A 17,825-nucleotide genomic window follows, 5' to 3' on the forward strand; every position below is an offset into this window, starting at 1 on the left:
AACTAAAAAACTGTAGTAGCACTGCAGATATCGCGACCCTAGCGTGGGGACGTGACCACCACCTCCACGCTTCTCATGGGCGCCGGCATGGGCCTCGGGCTCATCGCCGCCGTCGGCGCACAGAACGCCTACGTTCTCCAACGCTCGATCCGGGGCGACGTCGCGATGGTTCCGATCGTGGTCTTCTGCGTCCTGTCCGAGGCGGTCCTGATCCTGCTCGGCGTGGCCGGGGTCGGGGCGCTGGTCGAGTCCGCGCCCGCCGCAATCACGGTGATGAAGTGGTTCGGCGTGGTGTTCCTTCTGGCCTACGGAGCCTTTGCCGCCTCCCGCGCCCTGCGCCCCGGCGGCGGGCTGCAGGTGGACGGCGACGCACGGATCCCCTCGACCCTGGGCGCGGTGGCGGCGTGCGCGGCGTTCACCTGGCTCAACCCCCACGCCTATCTCGACAGCGTGGTCTTCCTGGGCACCCTCGCCAACCAGCAGGCGGGGGACCTCCGCTGGGTGTTCGCGGCCGGGGCGTTCCTCGCCGGCACGGCATGGTTCGCGTTGATCGGCTTCGGGGGCAGGGCCCTGCGCGGAGTGTTCGCCAGGCCCGGGGCGTGGCGGGTGCTGGACGCGGGCATCGCCGTGATGATGGTCGTCCTGGCCGTCGGCCTCATCCGCGGTTGAACGACCGCGGGCCCGGACCGACGCGGTGGTCGGTCCGGGCCCGAGGCCGGTGTCGCCGCAGGTCAGACCGCGGCGTGGGGGATCACGCCTCTTCGGCGGCCTGGGCGGCGTCCTCGGCGGCCTCACCCTGGGGAGCTGCCTCCTCCTCGGACTCGAGGTCCGCCTCGGTCGGCGCCTCGATCACGTTGACGATCAGCGTCTCGGGATCGGAGACCAGGGTGCTGCCGGCGGGGAGCTCGATGTCGGCGGCGGTGATCTGGAGGCCGGCCTCGGCGTCCTCGACCGAGACCTCGAAGCCCTCGGGCAGGAGGGTGGCGTCGGCCTCGATCTCGACGTAGCTGGCGTCCTGGGTGACGAGGGTGCCCGGGGCGGCGTCGCCGACGACCGTGACGGAGACCTCGACCGTGACCTTCTCGCCCTTGCGCACGACGAGCAGGTCGGTGTGCTCGATGACGCGGGTCAGCGGGTGCACGTCGATCTGCTTGGGCAGCGCGAGCTGCTCCTCACCCTCGATGTCCAGCGTGAGCAGCGAGTTGGTGCCGTGCGCACGCAGCACCGCGGCGAACTCCAGCGTGTTGAGGAGGAGGTGGCGCGGCTCGGTGTGGTGGCCGTAGAGCACCGCGGGGACCTGGCCCTCACGACGGGCGCGGCGGGCGGAGCCCTTGCCGAACTCGGTGCGGATGGAGGTCTTGAGGTTGTTGATTTCCTTGGCCATGGTGAACCTTCTGTCGGTGGGGAGCGCGCGTGCGCTCTACGTGCGGGAGACCTCCCCGGCGACCGAGACGATCGCCCGGGGCGGCCCACCGGGGACCACACCGACAATGATCGCGTCGATAACGGAGTGGCCCCTGCAGGGCCCTCCCTCGCCGAGATGACCCGATCAGCCTAGCGGCGCGGAGCCCGGCCCCCAAATCACGCCGGGGCGCTGAGCACCGGCGCCGTCAGAGGATCTCCTCGACGACGGAGGTGGGCCGCGCCAGGCGGGTGCCCTTGTCGGTGACGACGAAGGGCCGCTCGATGAGCCGGGGGTGCGCGACCATCGCCTCGAGAAGTTCCTCGTCCGAGGCCTCGAGCAGTCCGAGCTCGGTGAACTCGGCCTCCTTGACCCGCACGGCCTGCCGCACCGTCAGCCCGGCGTCGGCGATGAGGGTGCGGAGCTGCTCCACCGTGGGCGGGGTGTCGAGGTACCTGACCACCGTCGGCTCGACCCCCCGCTCGCGCAGCAGGTCGAGCGCCTGCCGGGACTTCGAACAGCGCGGGTTGTGGTAGATCGTGGCGCTCCCCGCCTCCGGGGACATGTCAGGCGTTCCCGTTGAACAGGCTGGTCACCGAGCCGTTCTCAAAGACCTCGTGGATCGTCCGGGCGAGCAGGGGGGCGATGGACAGCACGGTGAGGTTGTCGAACCGCTTCTCCGGCGGGATCGGCAGCGTGTCGGTGGTGATGACCTCCTTGGCCCCGCACGTGGCCAGCCGCTCGGCCGCCGGGTCGGAGAAGACACCGTGCGTGCAGGCGATGATCACGTCGCCGGCACCGGCGTCCTTGAGCACCTTGACGGCGCCGGCGATGGTGCCGCCGGTGTCGATCATGTCGTCCATCAGCACACAGGTGCGACCCTCGACGTCACCCACGACGCGGTTGGACTTGACCTGGTTGGGCACATTGGGGTCGCGGGTCTTGTGGACGAACGCCAGGGGCGCACCGTCGAGGGCGTCGGCCCACTTCTCGCCCACCTTGACGCGGCCGGCGTCGGGGGAGACCACGCAGATGTTGTCCGTGCCGTAGTGCTCACGCACGTAGTCCGACAGCTGACCCTGGGCGTGCATGTGGTCGACCGGGCCGTCGAAGAAGCCCTGGATCTGGTCGGTGTGCAGGTCGACCGTGATGATGCGGTCGGCGCCGGCGGTCTTGAGCAGATCGGCGATCAGGCGGGCGGAGATGGGCTCACGACCACGGTGCTTCTTGTCCTGCCGCGCGTACGGGTAGAACGGCAGGACGGCCGTGATCCGCTTGGCGCTGCCCCGCTTGAGGGCGTCGATCATGATGAGCTGCTCCATGATCCACTTGTTCAGCGGCGCCGGGCAGCTCTGCAGCACGAACGCGTCGCAGCCGCGGACCGACTGCTCGAAGCGGACGAAGATCTCCCCGTTGGCGAAGTCGCGGGCGGTCTGGGGGGTGACCTCGATCCCCAGCTCGGCGGCGACCTGATCCGAGAGTTCGGGGTGCGCGCGCCCCGCGAAAAACATCAGGTTCTTCTGGTTGTCGATCCACTCGCTCACTCGGTGAGTCCGTCCTTCTAGGAGTCGTTCCGGGTACGTAGGGCGGCCTCGGCCGAGCCGGAATCCGGTCGGTTCTCGATCACCCAGTCGTCGATGTTCCTCTGTCGTCCGCCGGACACCGCCAGGGCCCCGGGCGGGACGTCGTTCTTGATCACGGTACCCGCGCCCGAATAGGCCCCGTCTCCGACGGTCACCGGTGCGATGAACATGGTGTCCGAACCGGTGCGGCAGTGATCGCCGATCACTGTACGGTTCTTGTTCACCCCGTCGTAATTGACGAAGACGCTCGATGCCCCGATATTGGTGTGCTCCCCGATGGTCGCGTCCCCCACGTAGGTCAGGTGCGGGACCTTGGTGTGCGCGCCGATCGTCGACTTCTTGACCTCCACGAAGGTGCCGATCTTGCTGCGCTCGCCCAGCTCCGCCTGGGGACGCAGGTAGGCGAACGGGCCGACCTCGGCCCCGGGCCCGATGCTCGCGCCGACGGCGTGGGTGCGCACGACGGTCGAGCCCTCGCCCACAGTGGTGTCCTGCAGGGTGGTGTCCGGTCCGACGGTCGCGCCGTCCCCGATCTCGGTGGAACCGGTGAGGTGGGTACCCGGCAGGATGGTGACGTCCCGGCCGATGCGGACGTCCACGTCCACCCAGGTGCTGCCCGGATCGACGATCGTCGCGCCGGCGCGCATGGCCTCCTCGCACAGGCGCCGGTTCATCTCGGCGGCCAGCCGGGCCAGCTGAACTCGGTCGTTGACCCCGGCCACCAGGTCGGCGTCCTCGACGCGGTGGCCGCGGATGAGCCCGTTGGACTGACGAGCCAGCTGGATGACGTCGGTCAGATACAGCTCGCCCTGCGAGTTGTCGGTGCCCAGCTCGCCCAACTTCTCCCGCAGGACGCGGGCGTCGAAGGCGTAGATGCCGGAGTTGACCTCGTCGATCGCCCGTTCGTCGTCCGAGGCGTCCTTGTGCTCGACAATTCTGAGCACCTCGCCGTCGTCGTTCCGCACGATCCGCCCGTACCCCGTGGGGTCGGGGGCCGTGGAGGTCAGAATGGTGACCGAGGCGCGTGGCCGGAGGTCGTGGCGCGTGACCACCTCGCGGAGGGTATCGGCGTCCAGCAGGGGGATGTCCGAGGTGGTGACCAGTACGGTCCCCGAGAAGTCCGCGGGCAGGGCGGCCATGCCCGCGGCCACCGCGTCGCCCGTGCCGTTCTGCTCCTCCTGCACCGCGGTGGTCACCGGGACACCCAGGTCGACGGCGAGCTCGGCGACCGCGGCCCCGACCTGCTCACGCTGGTGCCCCACCACCACGACGATCTGCTCCGGGCGGATCCCGGCCGCGGCGTGCAGCGCGTGCCCGAGCATCGTCCGCCCGCACACCCGGTGCAGCATCTTGGGGGTCGCGCTCTTCATCCGGGTGCCGGAACCGGCGGCCAGGACGATGACCGCGGTCTGCGAGCGGTCGGTGTCGGGTGTCGTCATCAAGTCTCCTCGGTCGGCGTGGGATGCCGGGGTCGGGTTCTCGTCCGGCGAGCGGACCATCCCCGAAAGGATAAGGGGTGGGTCCGACGGGGACCACGTCGTTGCGCGGGACCGGTGGAGGCCCGCCGGTGCGGCCCCTACGGTGGGGCGCACCATCAGGGCCGCCCATCGGAGAGGGGACACAGATGACCCACGAGAAGACGGTGGCGGACCTCGTCGTCGAACGACTGGTCGCCTGGGACGTGGAACGAATCTACGGATACGCCGGGGACGGCAACAACCCGCTGCTCGGTGCGCTGCAACGGGCCGCCGTGGCGCCGCGGTTCATGCGGGCGCGGCACGAGGAGTCGGCGGCGTTCATGGCGGTGGCCGACGCCAAGTACGCGGGCGGGGTGGGGGTGGTCAACTCCACGCAGGGACCGGGCGCCGCACACCTGATCAACGGCCTGTACGACGCCAAGCTGGACAGCGTGCCGGTGGTCGCGTTGGTGGCGCAGCAGCACACGAGCGTGCTCGGCTCCGATTATCAGCAGGAGATCAACCTGAGCAGTGTGTTCGCCGACGTGGCCGGGCCTTATCTGCAGACCGTCCTCACGCCCGAGCAACTGCCCATGGTGATCGACCGGGCGTTCCGCGCGGCCCTGACGCACCGGACCCCCGTCGTCGTCGTCCTTCCCCACGACGTCCAGAACGCGCCCGCCCCCGACCTGGGTGAGGACCTCGGCCAGGAACACGGCGTGGTGGTGACCGCGCCGGAGTGGACGCACGGGGTGGTCTCGCCGCGCGAGGACGACGTGGCGCGCGCGGTCGACCTGCTGGACGCGGGGGAGCGCATCGCCATCCTGGCCGGGCGCGGTATGGCCGGGGCCCGGCAGGAACTGATGGACCTGGCCGAACGCCTGGACGCCGGGGTGACGATGAGCCTTCTGGGCAAGCCGTACGTCGACGAGTCCCACCCTCTGGTGGGTGGGACGATGGGGCACCTGGGGACGACGGCGAGCGCGCGCATCCTGCAGAACTGCGACACCCTCCTGATCGTCGGATCGAACGACCCCTGGACGGAGTTCTACCCGGTGCCCGGGCAGGCGCGGGCCGTGCAGATCGACCTCGACCCGTCCCACCTGGCCAACCGCTATCCGGTCGAGGTGGGGCTGGTCGGCGACTCCGCGGTGGCGCTACGCGCGCTGACCGAGCGAGTGGGAGAGCGCGACCGGTCCGCGTGGCGCGGCGAGGTGGAGAAGTGGGTCGGGCAGTGGCGCGAGATCTCCCGCGAACGCGCCGAGGTCCCGGCCCGCGGCCTCAACCCGGAGCTCGTGGCCCGCAGACTGTGCCGTCACATGCCGCACGACTCCCGGCTCGCCGTGGACGTGGGCAGCTCGGTGTACCACTACGTCCGGCAGATGGGCCTGCCCACCTCGGTCCCGGCTCACCTGTCGTCCACGCTGGCCTCGATGGGCTGCGGCATCCCGTACGCGATCGCCGCCAAGGCCACCGCCCCGGCCAGGCCCGTCGTGGTGCTGGCCGGCGACGGGGCCGTGCAGATGTTGGGGATCAACGAGCTGATCACCGTCTCCGAGGCGTGGCCCGGATGGGACGACCCCACGATGGTCGTGGTGGTGCTATGCAACGGCGACCTGGCCGAGGTGAGCTGGGAGCAGCGGGAGACCGAGGCGGCCCCGCGGTTCGCGCCCTCGCAGGACGTCCCGGCGTTCGACATGGCCGGCTACGCCCGGCTGCTCGGGCTGCGCGGGGTGCGGGTCGAGGACGCCGACCAGCTCGACGCCGCGCTGGACGAGGCGTTCAGCGCGGACCGGCCCACGGTGATCGAGGCGGTCACCGACCCCGACGTCCCGCTGCTGCCGCCCTTCCCCCACGGCCGGGAGATGCTCGCGTCGATGCGCGAGGGCTTGCGGGCAGAAGGCGACGCCGGACGCCACGGGTTGGTACTGCTGGAGGAGTACGCCCGAATCGAAGAGGAGAGGTTCACATGACCGGAGCGAACGAGCCCGACCCGCAGTCCGTCTCCCAGCAGGGTGAGGAGGAGGTGCGCACTCCGCGCAACCGACGCCAGCCGGCGCTCGCCGTGCTGGCGATCCTGGCGATCCTGCTGCTCGTCCTGGCGCTCGCGATCTCCGGCGGGATGGGCTGAGATCCGCGAGGGGGCCGGTGGCTCCCCCGCCAGGACTCGAACCTGGAATATCTGAACCAAAATCAGAAGTGTTGCCGATTACACCACGGGGGAACGACCCTGTCCGGGTCGGTAACAGTCTGGCATACGCCACGGGTTCCGCTGGTGCGGACCTGGTCGGACCGATGAGGTCCAGTTCGGTCGCGCCGGGACAGGGGCGGAGGTCGGGGGTGCGGCGTCCGGCCGACTAGTCTGGGGCACCTGCGAAAGGGTTGATGATGACGGGCGAGGGCATTCCGACGCCGAGGACCAGGATGACGGCCGCCAAGCGACGGCAGCAGTTGGTCGAGGTGGGTCGCCGGATCTTCGCCGAGTACGGCTACGATTCCGCGACGGTCGAGGAGATCGCGGCCGTGGCGGGGGTCTCCAAGCCGGTGGTCTACGAGCACTTCGGCGGCAAGGAGGGGCTCTACGCCGTGGTGTGCGATCGCGAGCTGGCCTACCTGGGTGCCGAGATCACCGAGTCCTTGCAGGGGGAGGGGTCGCGGCGGCGGATCGAGCGCGCCGCCATGGCGTTGCTGCGCTATGTGGAGGAACGCACCGACGGTTTCCGGATCCTGGTCCGCGAGTCGTCGACGGCCGCCGGTGGGTCGTACTCGACCCTGCTCAACGACGCCACGGCGAGCGTGACGTACATCCTCGAGGAGGAGTTCGTGAACCGCGGTTTCGACCCCGTCACCGCCAGCGTGTACGCGCAGGCGTTGGTGGGGATGGTCTCCGGCACCGCGCAGTGGTGGCTGGACGTGCGCACCCCGCCCAAGGAGGAGGTGGCCGCGCACATCGTCAACCTGTGCTTCAACGGTCTCTCCCACCTCGACCCGCGTCCGACCCTCGAGGCTGACGTGCTCGAGAAGTACTGCGGACCGAGCAACCCGGAGGGCGCGTTGGTGGGCCGCGATCTGCGCCCGGGGCCGGGTCGGCCGTAGCGTTCCCGGGGCCGGGCCCGCCGTAGCGTCCCCGGGGCCGGGTGCTGCCCTGGGCTCAGGCCGTGACCGGGGTCGCCTCAGAGCCACGGCTCGGCGCGGGCAGCCGCTCGACATCCGCCCGCAGCCTGAACGCGACGGCCACCATGGCGGCGCCCACGGCCAGCCCGAACCAGCCGGCGAAGATCACGAACGTGTCGATGGTCGAGGGACCGAACAGGCCGAGACCGACGCCGAGCGCGATGAGCGCCGCCCCCAGTGTCCCCATGATCCACGAGTCCGAGATTCCCCGACGCAGGGTCCGCGCGCCGTAGGCCACGAGTGACCCTGAGACCACGAGCCAGGCGGCGAACAGCAGCGTGAGCGCCGTGGCGGACAATCCGGGCCAGAACAACACGACCATCCCGAGCGCGATGAGACCGGCGCCGATGGCGACCAGTCCGCCCCGGCCGCGGTCGTCGCTCGGCAGGGCGAGTCCGGTGGTGACGGTCATGGCGCCGTCGCCGATCGCGAACGCGGCCACCAGGAACACGGCGAGCGTCATGCCGGCGCCGGTGTCGGACCCGGGAGCGAGGAGCGCCGTGGCGCCGAGCGTGAGGGCCAGCCCTCCGCGGATCAGTTGAACCCACCAGTTGCGGGTGAGGGAGTCGATCATGTCGTCCACCTTTCGGGCGGTGGCCTCTCGCCATCGCGATACTGTAGTGATCACTACAGTAGAACTCGGGGCGCACCCGGACAATGAGTCGCTGGACACAGGATCGGGGAGGCAGCATGGCAGAGGAGGGGACCGTGGGGGACCAGGCGGGCGGGAGCAGGCGCACGCGCGCCAAGGGTCGCGAGTCCAGACGCAGAATCCTCGAGGCCGCCGCTGCGGTGGCCGGGGAGCGCGGCTACGAGGGGACCAGCATCGCGCAGGTCAGCAAGGTCAGTGGGCTCCCCGCGAGTTCGATCTACTGGCACTTCGCCGACAAGGACGCCCTCCTGGCCGCCGTGGTGGAGGAGAGCGTCGAACTGTGGCTGGGCCAGGTGACCCGGGGGGAGGGGGACTCCCTCGCCGAGCGGGTGACGGAGTTGTGCCTGGGGGTGGCCAAGACGTTCTCCCAGTCGCCGGACTTTCTGCGACTGGTCCTGATGCTGGCGTTGGAACGGCGTCCCGTGGAACCGGCGGCCCGAGAGATCTATCTGCGATTGCGTGGGGAGGCGATCGAGCGGATCGCGGGGGAACTCGCGCTGGTGCGGCCAGGGCTCGCGGACGCGGATGCGCGGCTCGTGGCGACGTACGCACTCGGCGGTGGCGACGGGATCTTCCTCGCGTCGCTGACCGGGGACGCCGACGTGGCAGCGCTGTTCAGACTGCACGCGGAGGCGATCGTGCACCTGGTCGAGCAGGCGGAGGGCGCCGGTTGATTACTGGGGGCGACGGGTGCGGGGTGCGGGGTGCGGGACAGAGGTGTGGTGACGGGGCGCGGGGACGAGATGCTGGTCGAGGGCGATCGGTCGTTCTGGTCGGGTCGGGGGCTGCTGAACTTACTCGTCGCAGCTGCCGAACGTCTTGGTCGGGGGCTGCCGAACGTACTGGTCGCAGCTACCGGGGAGACTTGCCGGAATCTGCTCGCTGAGTGCGACCTCGGTCACGGTAGCTACGACCACGAGGAAGGTTTGATCGGCATTGCACCACGCGCAGGGGATGCGCCGCCTTGGGGGATGCGCCACCTTGGGGGACGCGACGACGCGAGTGGGGGACTCTGCCTTGGGGGACGCGACTGCGCGCTTGGGGTGGGGTGGTGGGGTCAGCGGCGGAAGATCTGGAGGATGAAGCCCTCTTCCCGGTGGTGTGACAGCAGGGTGAGATCGCCGCGCTCAGCCAGCGCGGCGTGGACATCCTCGCCGGTGCAGGCGTGGTCGGACGATCGGCCGAGCCAGTGACAGGCCGCCACCGTCCCGCCCGGCTCGAGCAGCCGCAGCAGGTCGGTGAGGAGGTCATCGAGCCCGTCGACGGGGGTGTAGTAAAGGAACTCCGAGAGGACCAGCAGGTCGCAGGTGGCGTGTGGCCACGGGTCGAGCGCGTCGGCGGTTCGGACGTGGGCATTGGACAGCCCGGCGCGGTCGAGTCGACGGCGGGCCTGTTCGGCAGCGGTGTCGACCACGTCCACCGCGTGGACCTCGTCGCAGCGTGCGGCCAACATCTCGGTGAGCACGCCCACCGAACACGCGGGCTCGAAGCACACCCGGTAGCGCTGCTCGGGCAGGGACGCGACGATCAGCCCGTAGCGGCGCAGCTCGTACCAGGCGGTGGCGAAGTCCCAGGGATCGGTCGAATCGGCGTACATCGACTCGAAGTAGTGGCCGGGAGTGCTCACCAGAACACCGTCTCCTCTCTGGTGACCAGACGGTCGAGTATCCAGCCGGGAAGGATCGCCTCGTCGCCCGGCGAGTCGGACAACGGCTCGACCTGGGTGACGAACTGCGAGACGGCATCCCGCTTGGCGTCGAGCTCGAGATCGGTGAGCACCACCCTGCGGCGGCGCTCCCACGGCACCCGCGGGTCACCGGGGGTGGCCCAGTGCCAGGTCCACACCGGGTACTCGACCAGCCGGGACCCGGTCGCGGCGCAGGCGTTGGCGGCCGCGTGGCCGGCGGCCTCATGATCGGGATGACCGTCACCTCGCCACGTCGACAAGACGAGCGTGGTCGGGCCCGAATCGCCGACGATCCCGGCGATGGCCTCGGTGAGGAGGGCGGAATGGTCGCGGACCCGCCCGTCCGGCAGCCCCAGGCGGACGGGCTCGGGGAGCCCGAGCAGTGTGCACGCGCGCCGGCTCTCCTCGACCCGAAGGCCGGCCAGCTGCTGCGGGGAGAGTGTGGGGGAGTCGGGGTGCGAGGCGTCACCGTCGGTCACCGCGACCACCGTGACGTCGACGCCTGCGGCCGCACACCTGGAGGCGCTGACCCCGACGCCGAGGATCTCGTCATCGGGGTGCGGTGCCACCACGACGAGCCGCCGACACCAGTCGGGGACCGCGAACGCGGGATCGGGGACGCGGTCGGCCAGCCACCGAGCCCAGTCGACGGCGGGGGTGCCGCGGTCACCGGGTCCGATGCCGGCCCAGCCCGGAAGCTCGTTCACAGGAACCTCACCCACGGGCCCAACCGCCGTGGGTGCGGGCGGTCCGGCCGAGACCGGCCAGATCGCGTTCGGCGTGGAACTGTCGGATGTACACGCTCGCGTCGAGCACGGCTTGAGCGTGGCGCGGGTCCATCGCGAGCGGACCGGCACCCAACGCGCGGCCGACCCGCCGGATGGTGTCGTCGACCGCGGCCTCCACGATCGCCCGGACGCGGACGGCCCGGTGGCGGTCGGCGTCGAGGTCGGAGTCGGTGACAGCGGCCGGGCCGGCAGCGTCGAGGTCCGGGCCGGCGCCATCGATCTCCCGCGCGGCCGCGTCGAGCGCCCACACCGCCCCGCCGAGCGACGCGTCGATGGCGCCGAGGTGGGCCAGTGCGTGCTCACCGGCGTCGGGCCTGCTCGAGCGGGCCACGAGCGGACGGGCCACCGCGATCCCGGCGCCCAGCCAGCACGCCGCCACGCCGATCCCGCCGTGCCAGAACCCGGGCCGGTCAAGGTACGAGGTCCGGTCGCCGACCGCGCGCGCCGGCACATCCCGGAACTCCACGGCAGTGGTGCCGGTCCCCGCCATCCCCGGGTGCGCCCAGCCGTCCGCCCGGACGGACACGCCGGGGTGTCGCAGGTCCACGGCGAACAGGCGCGGCTCGTCGTCGTCGTGGGCTGTGATCAGGGCGTGCGTGCACACCGCCGCACCGGAGCACCAGGCCTTGACCCCGTCGAGCACCCACCCCCCGGCGCCGCCCCCGGTGTGCTCCGCACGGGCTGCTGCCGGCCCGGTGCCGCCTTCTTCTCTCCGGGCGGTGACGCGCGGCGTCGGCGGCTCGGCGGCCCACACGCCCCAGAACTCGCCGGGCGCGACGCGGGTGCCCTCGATCTCGGCGAGGATCGCGTCGGCGTCGGCGTGGGCCTCGACCAGACGACCGGCCGAGACGTCGCGGGCGCACATCTCGGTGAGCTCGGACCAGCGGGTGCGGGTCTCCCCGTGGCCGGGCAGGGGCAGGTCCGCGCGCCCCGAGCGCACCCACTGCCGGGCGAGGTCGGCGCCGTGGAGGCGGTCGGAGGAATTCACGGGGTGACCCCGCTCCGCGTATGGCCCCGCGCGGTCGTGTCCGACGCGGTGTGGCCTGGCGGGGTGTGGTCCAGCTCTGTGAGGGCCAGGTGCCCCGAGAAGCCGCCGGGGGTGCGGGAGTGTCGGCGGGCGGAGGTGGTCACGGGCGTCGCGGTGGACCAGGCGACCGACAGGCCGGCCCTCTCGGCGCGGTGCACCAGGTGCACGTCCTCATGGACCGGCAGTCGCTCGAAGCCGCCCAGTTCGCGGTAGGCACGGGCCGAGATGCCGATGTTGGCGCCGTGGATGTGTCGGTGCTCGGAGCCGGACCGGTAGCCCTCGAGGTAGCGCACCCGGGTGGCCGGGTTCCACCCGGACCAGTCGGTCACCTCGACCAGTCCTGCGACCAGGTCGGCGCCGTCGAGCGCGAGGCGCAACTGGTCGGCCAGCCAGGTGGGGGGCACGCGGGAGTCCGCGTCGGTCGTGGCGTACCAGCGCTGCCCCGACCGGTCGGGTGAGGAGGGAACAGAGAGTGCGTCGAACCCCACGGCCCGCGCGGCGCCGACGTTGCGCGCGTCGCTCCGCACGATGCGGGCCCGGCCCCGGGCGATGGCCTCGGAGTCGTCGGTGCAGGAATCGAGCACGACTGTCACCGTCACCGGCACGGGGGTGGCCTCAGCGCACGCCTCGAGGGAGTCCAGACAGCCGGCGAGCAGCTCCTGCTCGTCGTGGACCGGGATCACCACGTCGATTCCCATGAAGCGCATCGGGTTCCCTTCAGGTCGCACGGGCGGTGCCGGTGGCGGGGACGGCGTGGGCCGGCCGGCGCGATCTGTCGGTCAGAGGGGTGATCCCGTCAGAGGTTGCCGAAGAAATCCGCCCAGTAGAAATCCCAGAACGCCCAGAGGATGATCGCTGCCAATGCCAGGAACCATACGACCACCGGGACCAGGTGCCACCGCTGGAGCGCCCGTACCCAGCCGGCGCCGGTGAGCTTGGCCAGCACGTGGAGCAGGGTGTACCAGAACATCGGGATGGTCATGGCCCACACGACCATGCACCAGGGGCACAGCACCTGGATGGAGAAGATGGACTGATACGCCAACCAGTGGACCATCCCCGCGGCGAACGTCAGCCCGAGGAGCGCGCCCACCCAGTACCAGCGCGGGAAGCGCACGCCCGAGGCGGCGGCGACGCCGATCGCGATGAGGACGGCGTAGCCCACCAGCCCGATGAAGGGGTTGGGGAACCCGAATACCGCGCCCTGTTCGGAGTTGATGACGCTCTTGCAGCTCATGAGGATGGAGAAGTTGCAGGCCGGCATGTAGTCCGGGTTCTCCAGGAGCCGGATCTTGTCCAGGCTGAGCTGGAACGACGCCACCAGGGCGATGACCGACCCGATGGTGAGCAGCACGCCCATCCACCGGTCGGTGAACACCCGCGAGACGACGCCGGAGTGGGCGTCGGCGTCGGTACCCGCGGCGGGGGCGATCGTCACCGGCTCGGCGGGGGCGCCCGTGGGGTCGACGTGTGGGGCGTCTGAGGTCTCGCGCATGCGGCCAGCGTACCGATGGCCGGTCAGCGGGCGTTCTCCTGCGCCGTCGGTGGCGCGCCGAGGTGGCCGCGAGCGTGGTCGGCGTAGAAGGCCAGGTGCGCTGCGGCCGCCGCGTCCCAGGTAAGTGACGCGGCCAGAGCGCTGCCGTCCCGGGCCCTCGCGGGATCGGGGGAGAGTGCCGACTCGAGACGGTCGGCGAGGTCCGGTATCGACGCGGCGTACTCGACGCAGGTGCCGAACACCTCCCGGAGGATCGGCAGGTCGCGCGCGACAACCGGGCGGCCCGCGGCGAGCGCCTCCATGGCGGCCAACCCGAAGCCCTCCTTGGTGGAGGGGAAGGCGAAGACGTCGCACGCCGCGACGAGACCCGGCAGGTCCCCCTCCGGCACCACGCCGACGACGACGGGGTCGATGCCCAGCTCCACGCACCGCCGGTCGAACCGGGCGCGGTAGTCGCGGTAGTCGAACAGGGTCTCCCCGCCGGCGAACACGAGCGAGAGGTCCGGACGCCTCCGGCGCAGCAGCGCGAACGCCTCGAGGAGATCGATGCTGCCCTTGCGGGGTTCGATGCCGCCGACGGCCAGGACGTACGGTCCGAGCCTGCGCCGCCACCGCTCGCGCGCGGAGACGGCTCCTGCCCCCTTGCCAGAAGCCTGAGCGAAGCGGGCGTGGTCCACGCCGTTGGGGATCACCGTGGGGGCCAGGTCCCATCCCCGCCGGACCTCGGCGGCGACGGCGTCGGAGACGCACACGTGCGCGTAGGGGGTGGTGATGGCCTTCTCGTGGCACTCCACCAGGACGGGGGTGGTGAATTCGTCGAGGTGATGGATGGTGCGGATGCACCGGCCGACGGCGTTGGCGCTGATGCAGTCCTGGGCGTGGACGATGTCGAACCCGTCCGGATCGACGCACCCGCGCAGGGTGGCGATCGAGCGCACGATGCGGTCGGTGACGGACTCGCCCGGACGATCCGGGAACGGCGCGAGACGAACGGTGACGGCGGGGTCGACCTCGCGGAAGAAGCCGGCATCCGCGCCGCGGGCCAGCGAGTACACCGTCACGGCGGCGCCTGTCCGGGCCAGCGCCTCGGCCAGGTGCAGGGTGTGGACCACGCCCCCGCGCGGGCGGGTCGAGTAGGTGAGCAGGGCTATGCGCACGGCGGGTCCCCTTCCGGTTCCGACGCGTAGGTCTCGGGGCGTCGCTCCGCGAGGTGGTCGAGCACCCTCCTCGATCGGGCGAGTTCCGTCTCGATGTCGACCTCGACCCTCGCGATCCCGCCCTTGGACCGGGTGGCCGCGAGGACCTCGCCACCGGGCCCCACGACCTTGGCCTGGCCGAGGAAGCGGAGGGAGCCCATGACCCCGGTCTGGTTGGAGGCCACCACGAACACCTGGTTCTCGGCTGCCCGCGCGCAGTCGTAGAGGTCGAACAGCCTGGACTGACGATCAGCGGGGAGCCGCGCGGCGCGGTCGGTCACACTGGCGGGCCACGCCGACAGGGTGGCCACCACCTGGGCGCCGTCGAGGGCGAGCGACCGCGCCGACTCGGGGAAGGTCTTGTCGTAGTCGATGAGCATCCCCAGGCGCCCGACCGGCGTGTCGAACGCACGAAACGACTCCCCGGCGCCGTAGTGGGTGCCCTCGTCTACGGGCTGGTGGACCTTCCGGTGGACTCCGAGCACCCCGTCGCCGGTCAGGCAGACGGCGGTGTTGAACCGGGTTCCGTCTCCGGCCTCGGTGTAGCCGATGCAGACGGTCATGTCCCCCGCGGCGGCGGCGATGGCGGCCAGTTCCGGGCCCTCGGGGTCGAGCGCCGGTGGGAGGGACTCGGCGGAGGGGGCGCGCAGGTCGCCGAGATAGCCGCCGAGGGTCGCGTGCGGGAAGACGAGCAGGTCCACGCCGTCGCGGGCGGCCGCGTCGATGATCCCGACCGCCTTGCCGACGCACCGCGGGAGGTCCCGGCCGAAGTTCCCGGCCAGCGCCCCCAGGGTCACCGTGCGCATCAGGCGGTGCCCAGCCCCGTGACGGTGCCGGCGACGGCGACGGTCACCTCGCCGTCGGGCCACCGCAGCCTCACCCCGGGCTCGTCGGTGAGGCGACCACAGGCCGCGGTGACCGCCGGCCCCGCGGGTGCCGGGGCGGCGTCGCGGTCCGCGGTGAGCATGGCGTAGCCCGGGAAGCAGGTGAGCCAGGCGCCGACACTCGCGCCCCGCGGGCGCGGGATCGCCGCGACGTCGAGTTGGGCACCGGTCCCGGAGGCCTCCGCCAACATCCCCGCCGTTCCGACGATGCCCGCCATGCTCACGTCCTTGGCGGCGGCGGGGGCGAGCTGCGCCACGTGCCCCGAGAGCAGTCGGAGCTCATCGGAGGTCCGGCTGCTGGAGGAGTCCCACTGCCGCTCGTGGTACCCCGGCCGCCAGGACCCACCGAGGTCCGCGGTGAGGGACAGCGTGTGGCCGACGCGACCGCCTCCGGCGGGGATGGGCCGCGAGGTGCGCCCGAGCGCGGTCACCGACAGCGCCGACGGGACACCGACCTGAGTGTGGCCGCCGAGCACCGGGACCCGCCAGGCCGCCGCGGCCGCGGCCACGCCCCTGACGATCCGCTCGAGATGGGAGCTGGTCGGTGCGGCGACGGCGTCGAGCAGTCCCACGGGCTGGGCGCCCATGGCCGAGAGATCGCCGAGGTTGACCAGGACCGAACACCATCCCGCCCACTCGGGGTCACGCTCGACCATCGAGGGGAGGATCGCGTCGCACGCCGCGATGAGATCGGTGCCCGGCACCGGCACCCCGTCGTCGCCGCGGTAGCCGGCCTGCCCGAGGCCCCCGGCCTGCTCGGCGAACGGGGACAGGAGCCCGGACAGGAGGGACTTGGTGGAGTCGGCGAGTCGCTGGATCCGGTCAACGGGCCACCTCATCCGCCGGTGGGCGCGACCGGAGACGACCGGTCCCGCCCCGGTGTCGACCCACCCCAGGGAGGTGAACAGCGGCGAGTAGCGGTCCTGGACGCATGCGTCGAAGCGCAGAACCCCGCGGGCCTCCACGTGCGCGCAGGCGGAGCGGATCAGGGCGGGGCCGATGCCACCGGAGTGGGCCGTGTCGGCCACGACGAGTCGGCTGCCGGCCCACCATCCGATGTCCGGCTCCGCGCACGGCGCGATCCGGACCCCGCCGAGGACGGTTCCGTCGGGGGCGACGGAGACGAGCACCACCGTGCGGGGGTCGGAGTCGACCTCGTCGAGGTCGCTTCCGGGGAACAGCCCCTGGCGGAGGACGAACTCCTCGTGCCGGAGACGGTGGTAGGCGGCGACGGTGCGAGCATCCTCGGCGATCCGCACCACCGGGCCCGGCTCCGCGCGGTGGCCTCCCGCGAGGATGGACGCGGCGGCCGACCCCACCACGGACTCCGCCCCCAGGACGGACTCCGCCGTGCGGGTCCGGCCCGGAAGGGCGGGGCCGGTGAGGTCTCGGATGTCGAGCATCGTCTCAGCCCCCGACCGACTGCAGCACGCTGCACGCCCCGCACGCCGCGCAGCCGGCGCTCTGGTCGGCCCCGGCCATCCCGATCCGCTCCAGGTGCGCGCCCACCTCGCGGCTGATGTACTCCACGCGCCGCTGATCGGGGGCGGGGGCCCCGTCGACGTCGACGGCCAGCGTCCCCGACTGGGGGCGGTACGGGACGATGAACGGGTAGACCCCCGACTCGGCCAGCTCCTTGGCCCCGGCGATCATCTCGTCGGGGTCCTCGCCGAGCCCGACGAGCAGGTAGGTCGAGACCTGGTTGCGCCCGAACACGCGGACCGCCTCGTCCCACGCGGCCCGGTACTCCGCCAGGGGCACCGTCGACTTGCCGGGCATCCACCGCCGCCGGGCGTCGTCGTCGAGCGACTCGACGTGGATGCCGATCGCGTCGGCACCGGCGTCACGCAGGTCGGAGAGGACCGCCAGGTCGGCGGGCGGCTCGCACTGGACCTGGATCGGCAGCTCCGGGACGGCCGCTCTGACGGCGCGGACGCAGCGGGCCAGGTGCGAGGCCCCGCGGTCGCGGCCCGCCGACGTCCCGGTGGTCATGACCATCTGGGTGATCCCGTCGAGGTCGACGGCCGCGCGGGCGACCTCGGCCAGCTGCTCGGGCTGCTTGACCGGCACCGTCGTGCCCGCGCGCAGCGACTCCTCGATCGAGCAGAACCGGCAGCGCTCCTCCCGGCGGTAGCGGATGCAGGTCTGCACCACGGTCGTGGCCAGGACGTCGCGTCCGTGGAGGCGCGCGATCTTCTCGTACGGCACCCCGTCGGAGGTCGTGCGGTCGTAGAAGCGGGGACGGCCGATCGCGGAGACCTCCAGTCCGGTGTCGACGCCGTCGCGCAGGACCCGGTCGCCGTCGAAGACGAAGGGGCTGTCGGGGTTGCGGGGGATCGCCGCGTCGCGCCCGGAGACGACGAGGTGCCCGTCGTCGCTGGGGCCGGCGCCCCCGCTGCGGTGCAGCGGAGGGGTGCCCCGGATGCCGAGGAGGGCCAGGTCGACCCTGGTCGAGGTGGACACTCCGGTGGTGGAGGTGG

The 17,825-nt window shown here is 71.8% G+C and carries 19 protein-coding genes and 1 tRNA gene; 5 read left to right on the plus strand and 15 right to left on the minus strand.

The features are described from left to right. The first annotated feature begins 51 nt into the window (after positions 1–51). On the plus strand, positions 52–669 hold the full coding sequence (locus ABIE38_RS11380; protein WP_354056332.1) for a LysE/ArgO family amino acid transporter: 618 nt from the start codon (positions 52–54) through the stop codon (positions 667–669). Positions 670–751: 82 nt separating this feature from the next. On the opposite strand, the gene ABIE38_RS11385 is transcribed toward ABIE38_RS11380, so the two are convergent. The 4 genes from ABIE38_RS11385 to glmU form a co-directional block, all read right to left on the minus strand. Next, the gene (locus ABIE38_RS11385) at positions 752–1,384 is read right to left on the minus strand and encodes a 50S ribosomal protein L25/general stress protein Ctc (RefSeq protein ID WP_182610988.1); all 633 of its coding nucleotides are present in this window, start codon (positions 1,382–1,384) and stop codon (positions 752–754) included. A 226-nt stretch (positions 1,385–1,610) separates the two neighbouring features. Next, positions 1,611–1,967: an arsenate reductase (glutaredoxin) gene (arsC, locus tag ABIE38_RS11390; RefSeq protein WP_354056334.1), complete on the minus strand. Its 357-nt coding sequence runs from the start codon at positions 1,965–1,967 to the stop codon at positions 1,611–1,613. A gap of 1 nt (position 1,968) precedes the next feature. Beyond that, a complete protein-coding gene (locus ABIE38_RS11395; protein ID WP_179525800.1) occupies positions 1,969–2,946 on the minus strand; it encodes a ribose-phosphate diphosphokinase in 978 nt (325 codons plus the stop codon). A gap of 17 nt (positions 2,947–2,963) precedes the next feature. After that, positions 2,964–4,424 carry a bifunctional UDP-N-acetylglucosamine diphosphorylase/glucosamine-1-phosphate N-acetyltransferase GlmU gene (gene glmU / locus ABIE38_RS11400; RefSeq protein ID WP_354056336.1) on the minus strand — a complete coding sequence of 487 codons (1,461 nt, stop codon included), beginning with the start codon at positions 4,422–4,424 and terminating at the stop codon, positions 2,964–2,966. Positions 4,425–4,609: 185 nt separating this feature from the next. Between glmU and ABIE38_RS11405 the strand changes: the two genes are divergently transcribed. Both ABIE38_RS11405 and ABIE38_RS11410 read left to right on the plus strand, forming a co-directional pair. After that, positions 4,610–6,415 carry a thiamine pyrophosphate-requiring protein gene (locus ABIE38_RS11405; RefSeq protein WP_354056338.1) on the plus strand — a complete coding sequence of 602 codons (1,806 nt, stop codon included), beginning with the start codon at positions 4,610–4,612 and terminating at the stop codon, positions 6,413–6,415. Continuing rightward, positions 6,412–6,573, plus strand: a complete 162-nt coding sequence (locus tag ABIE38_RS11410) for a hypothetical protein (RefSeq protein ID WP_354056340.1) — start codon at positions 6,412–6,414, stop codon at positions 6,571–6,573. Before ABIE38_RS11405 ends, ABIE38_RS11410 begins: the two co-directional genes overlap by 4 nt. An 18-nt stretch (positions 6,574–6,591) precedes the next feature. Here ABIE38_RS11410 and ABIE38_RS11415 read toward each other — a convergent pair. Then, positions 6,592–6,666 (minus strand) — tRNA-Gln (locus ABIE38_RS11415). A gap of 200 nt (positions 6,667–6,866) precedes the next feature. Here ABIE38_RS11415 and ABIE38_RS11420 point away from each other — a divergent pair. Further along, the gene (locus tag ABIE38_RS11420) at positions 6,867–7,538 is read left to right on the plus strand and encodes a TetR/AcrR family transcriptional regulator (RefSeq protein WP_354056342.1); all 672 of its coding nucleotides are present in this window, start codon (positions 6,867–6,869) and stop codon (positions 7,536–7,538) included. Between the two features lie 55 nt (positions 7,539–7,593). On the opposite strand, the gene ABIE38_RS11425 is transcribed toward ABIE38_RS11420, so the two are convergent. After that, positions 7,594–8,190 carry an HdeD family acid-resistance protein gene (locus tag ABIE38_RS11425; protein ID WP_354056344.1) on the minus strand — a complete coding sequence of 199 codons (597 nt, stop codon included), beginning with the start codon at positions 8,188–8,190 and terminating at the stop codon, positions 7,594–7,596. Positions 8,191–8,306: 116 nt separating this feature from the next. On the opposite strand from ABIE38_RS11425, the gene ABIE38_RS11430 reads away from it, so the two are divergent. Then, entirely contained in the window at positions 8,307–8,942 is a 636-nt protein-coding gene (locus tag ABIE38_RS11430; protein ID WP_354056346.1) for a TetR/AcrR family transcriptional regulator, read from the plus strand. Between the two features lie 383 nt (positions 8,943–9,325). Here ABIE38_RS11430 and ABIE38_RS11435 read toward each other — a convergent pair whose 3' ends face one another. The 9 genes from ABIE38_RS11435 to ABIE38_RS11475 all read right to left on the minus strand — a co-directional run bounded on the left by ABIE38_RS11435 (position 9,326) and on the right by ABIE38_RS11475 (position 17,808). Beyond that, positions 9,326–9,895 carry a class I SAM-dependent methyltransferase gene (locus tag ABIE38_RS11435; protein ID WP_354056348.1) on the minus strand — a complete coding sequence of 190 codons (570 nt, stop codon included), beginning with the start codon at positions 9,893–9,895 and terminating at the stop codon, positions 9,326–9,328. Next, the gene (locus tag ABIE38_RS11440) at positions 9,892–10,662 is read right to left on the minus strand and encodes a PIG-L deacetylase family protein (protein ID WP_354056350.1); all 771 of its coding nucleotides are present in this window, start codon (positions 10,660–10,662) and stop codon (positions 9,892–9,894) included. Before ABIE38_RS11440 ends, ABIE38_RS11435 begins: the two co-directional genes overlap by 4 nt. A 7-nt stretch (positions 10,663–10,669) precedes the next feature. Continuing rightward, the gene (locus ABIE38_RS11445) at positions 10,670–11,731 is read right to left on the minus strand and encodes an acyl-CoA dehydrogenase family protein (protein ID WP_354056352.1); all 1,062 of its coding nucleotides are present in this window, start codon (positions 11,729–11,731) and stop codon (positions 10,670–10,672) included. Then, a complete protein-coding gene (locus ABIE38_RS11450; RefSeq protein ID WP_354056354.1) occupies positions 11,728–12,477 on the minus strand; it encodes a glycosyltransferase family 2 protein in 750 nt (249 codons plus the stop codon). The genes ABIE38_RS11445 and ABIE38_RS11450 overlap by 4 nt, the downstream gene beginning before the upstream one ends. A gap of 89 nt (positions 12,478–12,566) precedes the next feature. Continuing rightward, positions 12,567–13,265, minus strand: a complete 699-nt coding sequence (locus tag ABIE38_RS11455; protein WP_354056355.1) for a vitamin K epoxide reductase family protein — start codon at positions 13,263–13,265, stop codon at positions 12,567–12,569. 23 nt (positions 13,266–13,288) lie between these two features. Then, complete coding sequence (locus tag ABIE38_RS11460) at positions 13,289–14,422, minus strand: MSMEG_0565 family glycosyltransferase (RefSeq protein WP_354056357.1); 1,134 nt, start codon at positions 14,420–14,422, stop codon at positions 13,289–13,291. Then, complete coding sequence (locus ABIE38_RS11465; protein ID WP_354056359.1) at positions 14,413–15,267, minus strand: carbon-nitrogen hydrolase family protein; 855 nt, start codon at positions 15,265–15,267, stop codon at positions 14,413–14,415. Before ABIE38_RS11465 ends, ABIE38_RS11460 begins: the two co-directional genes overlap by 10 nt. Further along, entirely contained in the window at positions 15,267–16,748 is a 1,482-nt protein-coding gene (locus ABIE38_RS11470) for an MSMEG_0567/sll0787 family protein (RefSeq protein WP_354056361.1), read from the minus strand. Before ABIE38_RS11470 ends, ABIE38_RS11465 begins: the two co-directional genes overlap by 1 nt. A gap of 4 nt (positions 16,749–16,752) precedes the next feature. After that, a complete protein-coding gene (locus ABIE38_RS11475; RefSeq protein WP_354056545.1) occupies positions 16,753–17,808 on the minus strand; it encodes an MSMEG_0568 family radical SAM protein in 1,056 nt (351 codons plus the stop codon). Positions 17,809–17,825: the final 17 nt, after the last annotated feature.

The sequence above is a fragment of the Dietzia sp. 2505 genome (assembly GCF_040546785.1).
Lineage (GTDB): Bacteria > Actinomycetota > Actinomycetes > Mycobacteriales > Mycobacteriaceae > Dietzia.

Bases quoted from the DNA above. Each gene is read 5' to 3' on its own strand.
- ABIE38_RS11385 (WP_182610988.1), bottom strand. From the start codon at position 1,384: ATGGCCAAGGAAATCAACAACCTCAAGACCTCCATCCGCACCGAGTTC.
- arsC (WP_354056334.1), bottom strand. From the start codon at position 1,967: ATGTCCCCGGAGGCGGGGAGCGCCACGATCTACCACAACCCGCGCTGT.
- glmU (WP_354056336.1), bottom strand. From the start codon at position 4,424: ATGACGACACCCGACACCGACCGCTCGCAGACCGCGGTCATCGTCCTG.
- ABIE38_RS11405 (WP_354056338.1), top strand. From the start codon at position 4,610: ATGACCCACGAGAAGACGGTGGCGGACCTCGTCGTCGAACGACTGGTC.
- ABIE38_RS11410 (WP_354056340.1), top strand. From the start codon at position 6,412: ATGACCGGAGCGAACGAGCCCGACCCGCAGTCCGTCTCCCAGCAGGGT.
- ABIE38_RS11420 (WP_354056342.1), top strand. From the start codon at position 6,867: ATGACGGCCGCCAAGCGACGGCAGCAGTTGGTCGAGGTGGGTCGCCGG.
- ABIE38_RS11425 (WP_354056344.1), bottom strand. From the start codon at position 8,190: ATGATCGACTCCCTCACCCGCAACTGGTGGGTTCAACTGATCCGCGGA.
- ABIE38_RS11430 (WP_354056346.1), top strand. From the start codon at position 8,307: ATGGCAGAGGAGGGGACCGTGGGGGACCAGGCGGGCGGGAGCAGGCGC.
- ABIE38_RS11450 (WP_354056354.1), bottom strand. From the start codon at position 12,477: ATGCGCTTCATGGGAATCGACGTGGTGATCCCGGTCCACGACGAGCAG.
- ABIE38_RS11455 (WP_354056355.1), bottom strand. From the start codon at position 13,265: ATGCGCGAGACCTCAGACGCCCCACACGTCGACCCCACGGGCGCCCCC.
- ABIE38_RS11465 (WP_354056359.1), bottom strand. From the start codon at position 15,267: ATGCGCACGGTGACCCTGGGGGCGCTGGCCGGGAACTTCGGCCGGGAC.
- ABIE38_RS11470 (WP_354056361.1), bottom strand. From the start codon at position 16,748: ATGCTCGACATCCGAGACCTCACCGGCCCCGCCCTTCCGGGCCGGACC.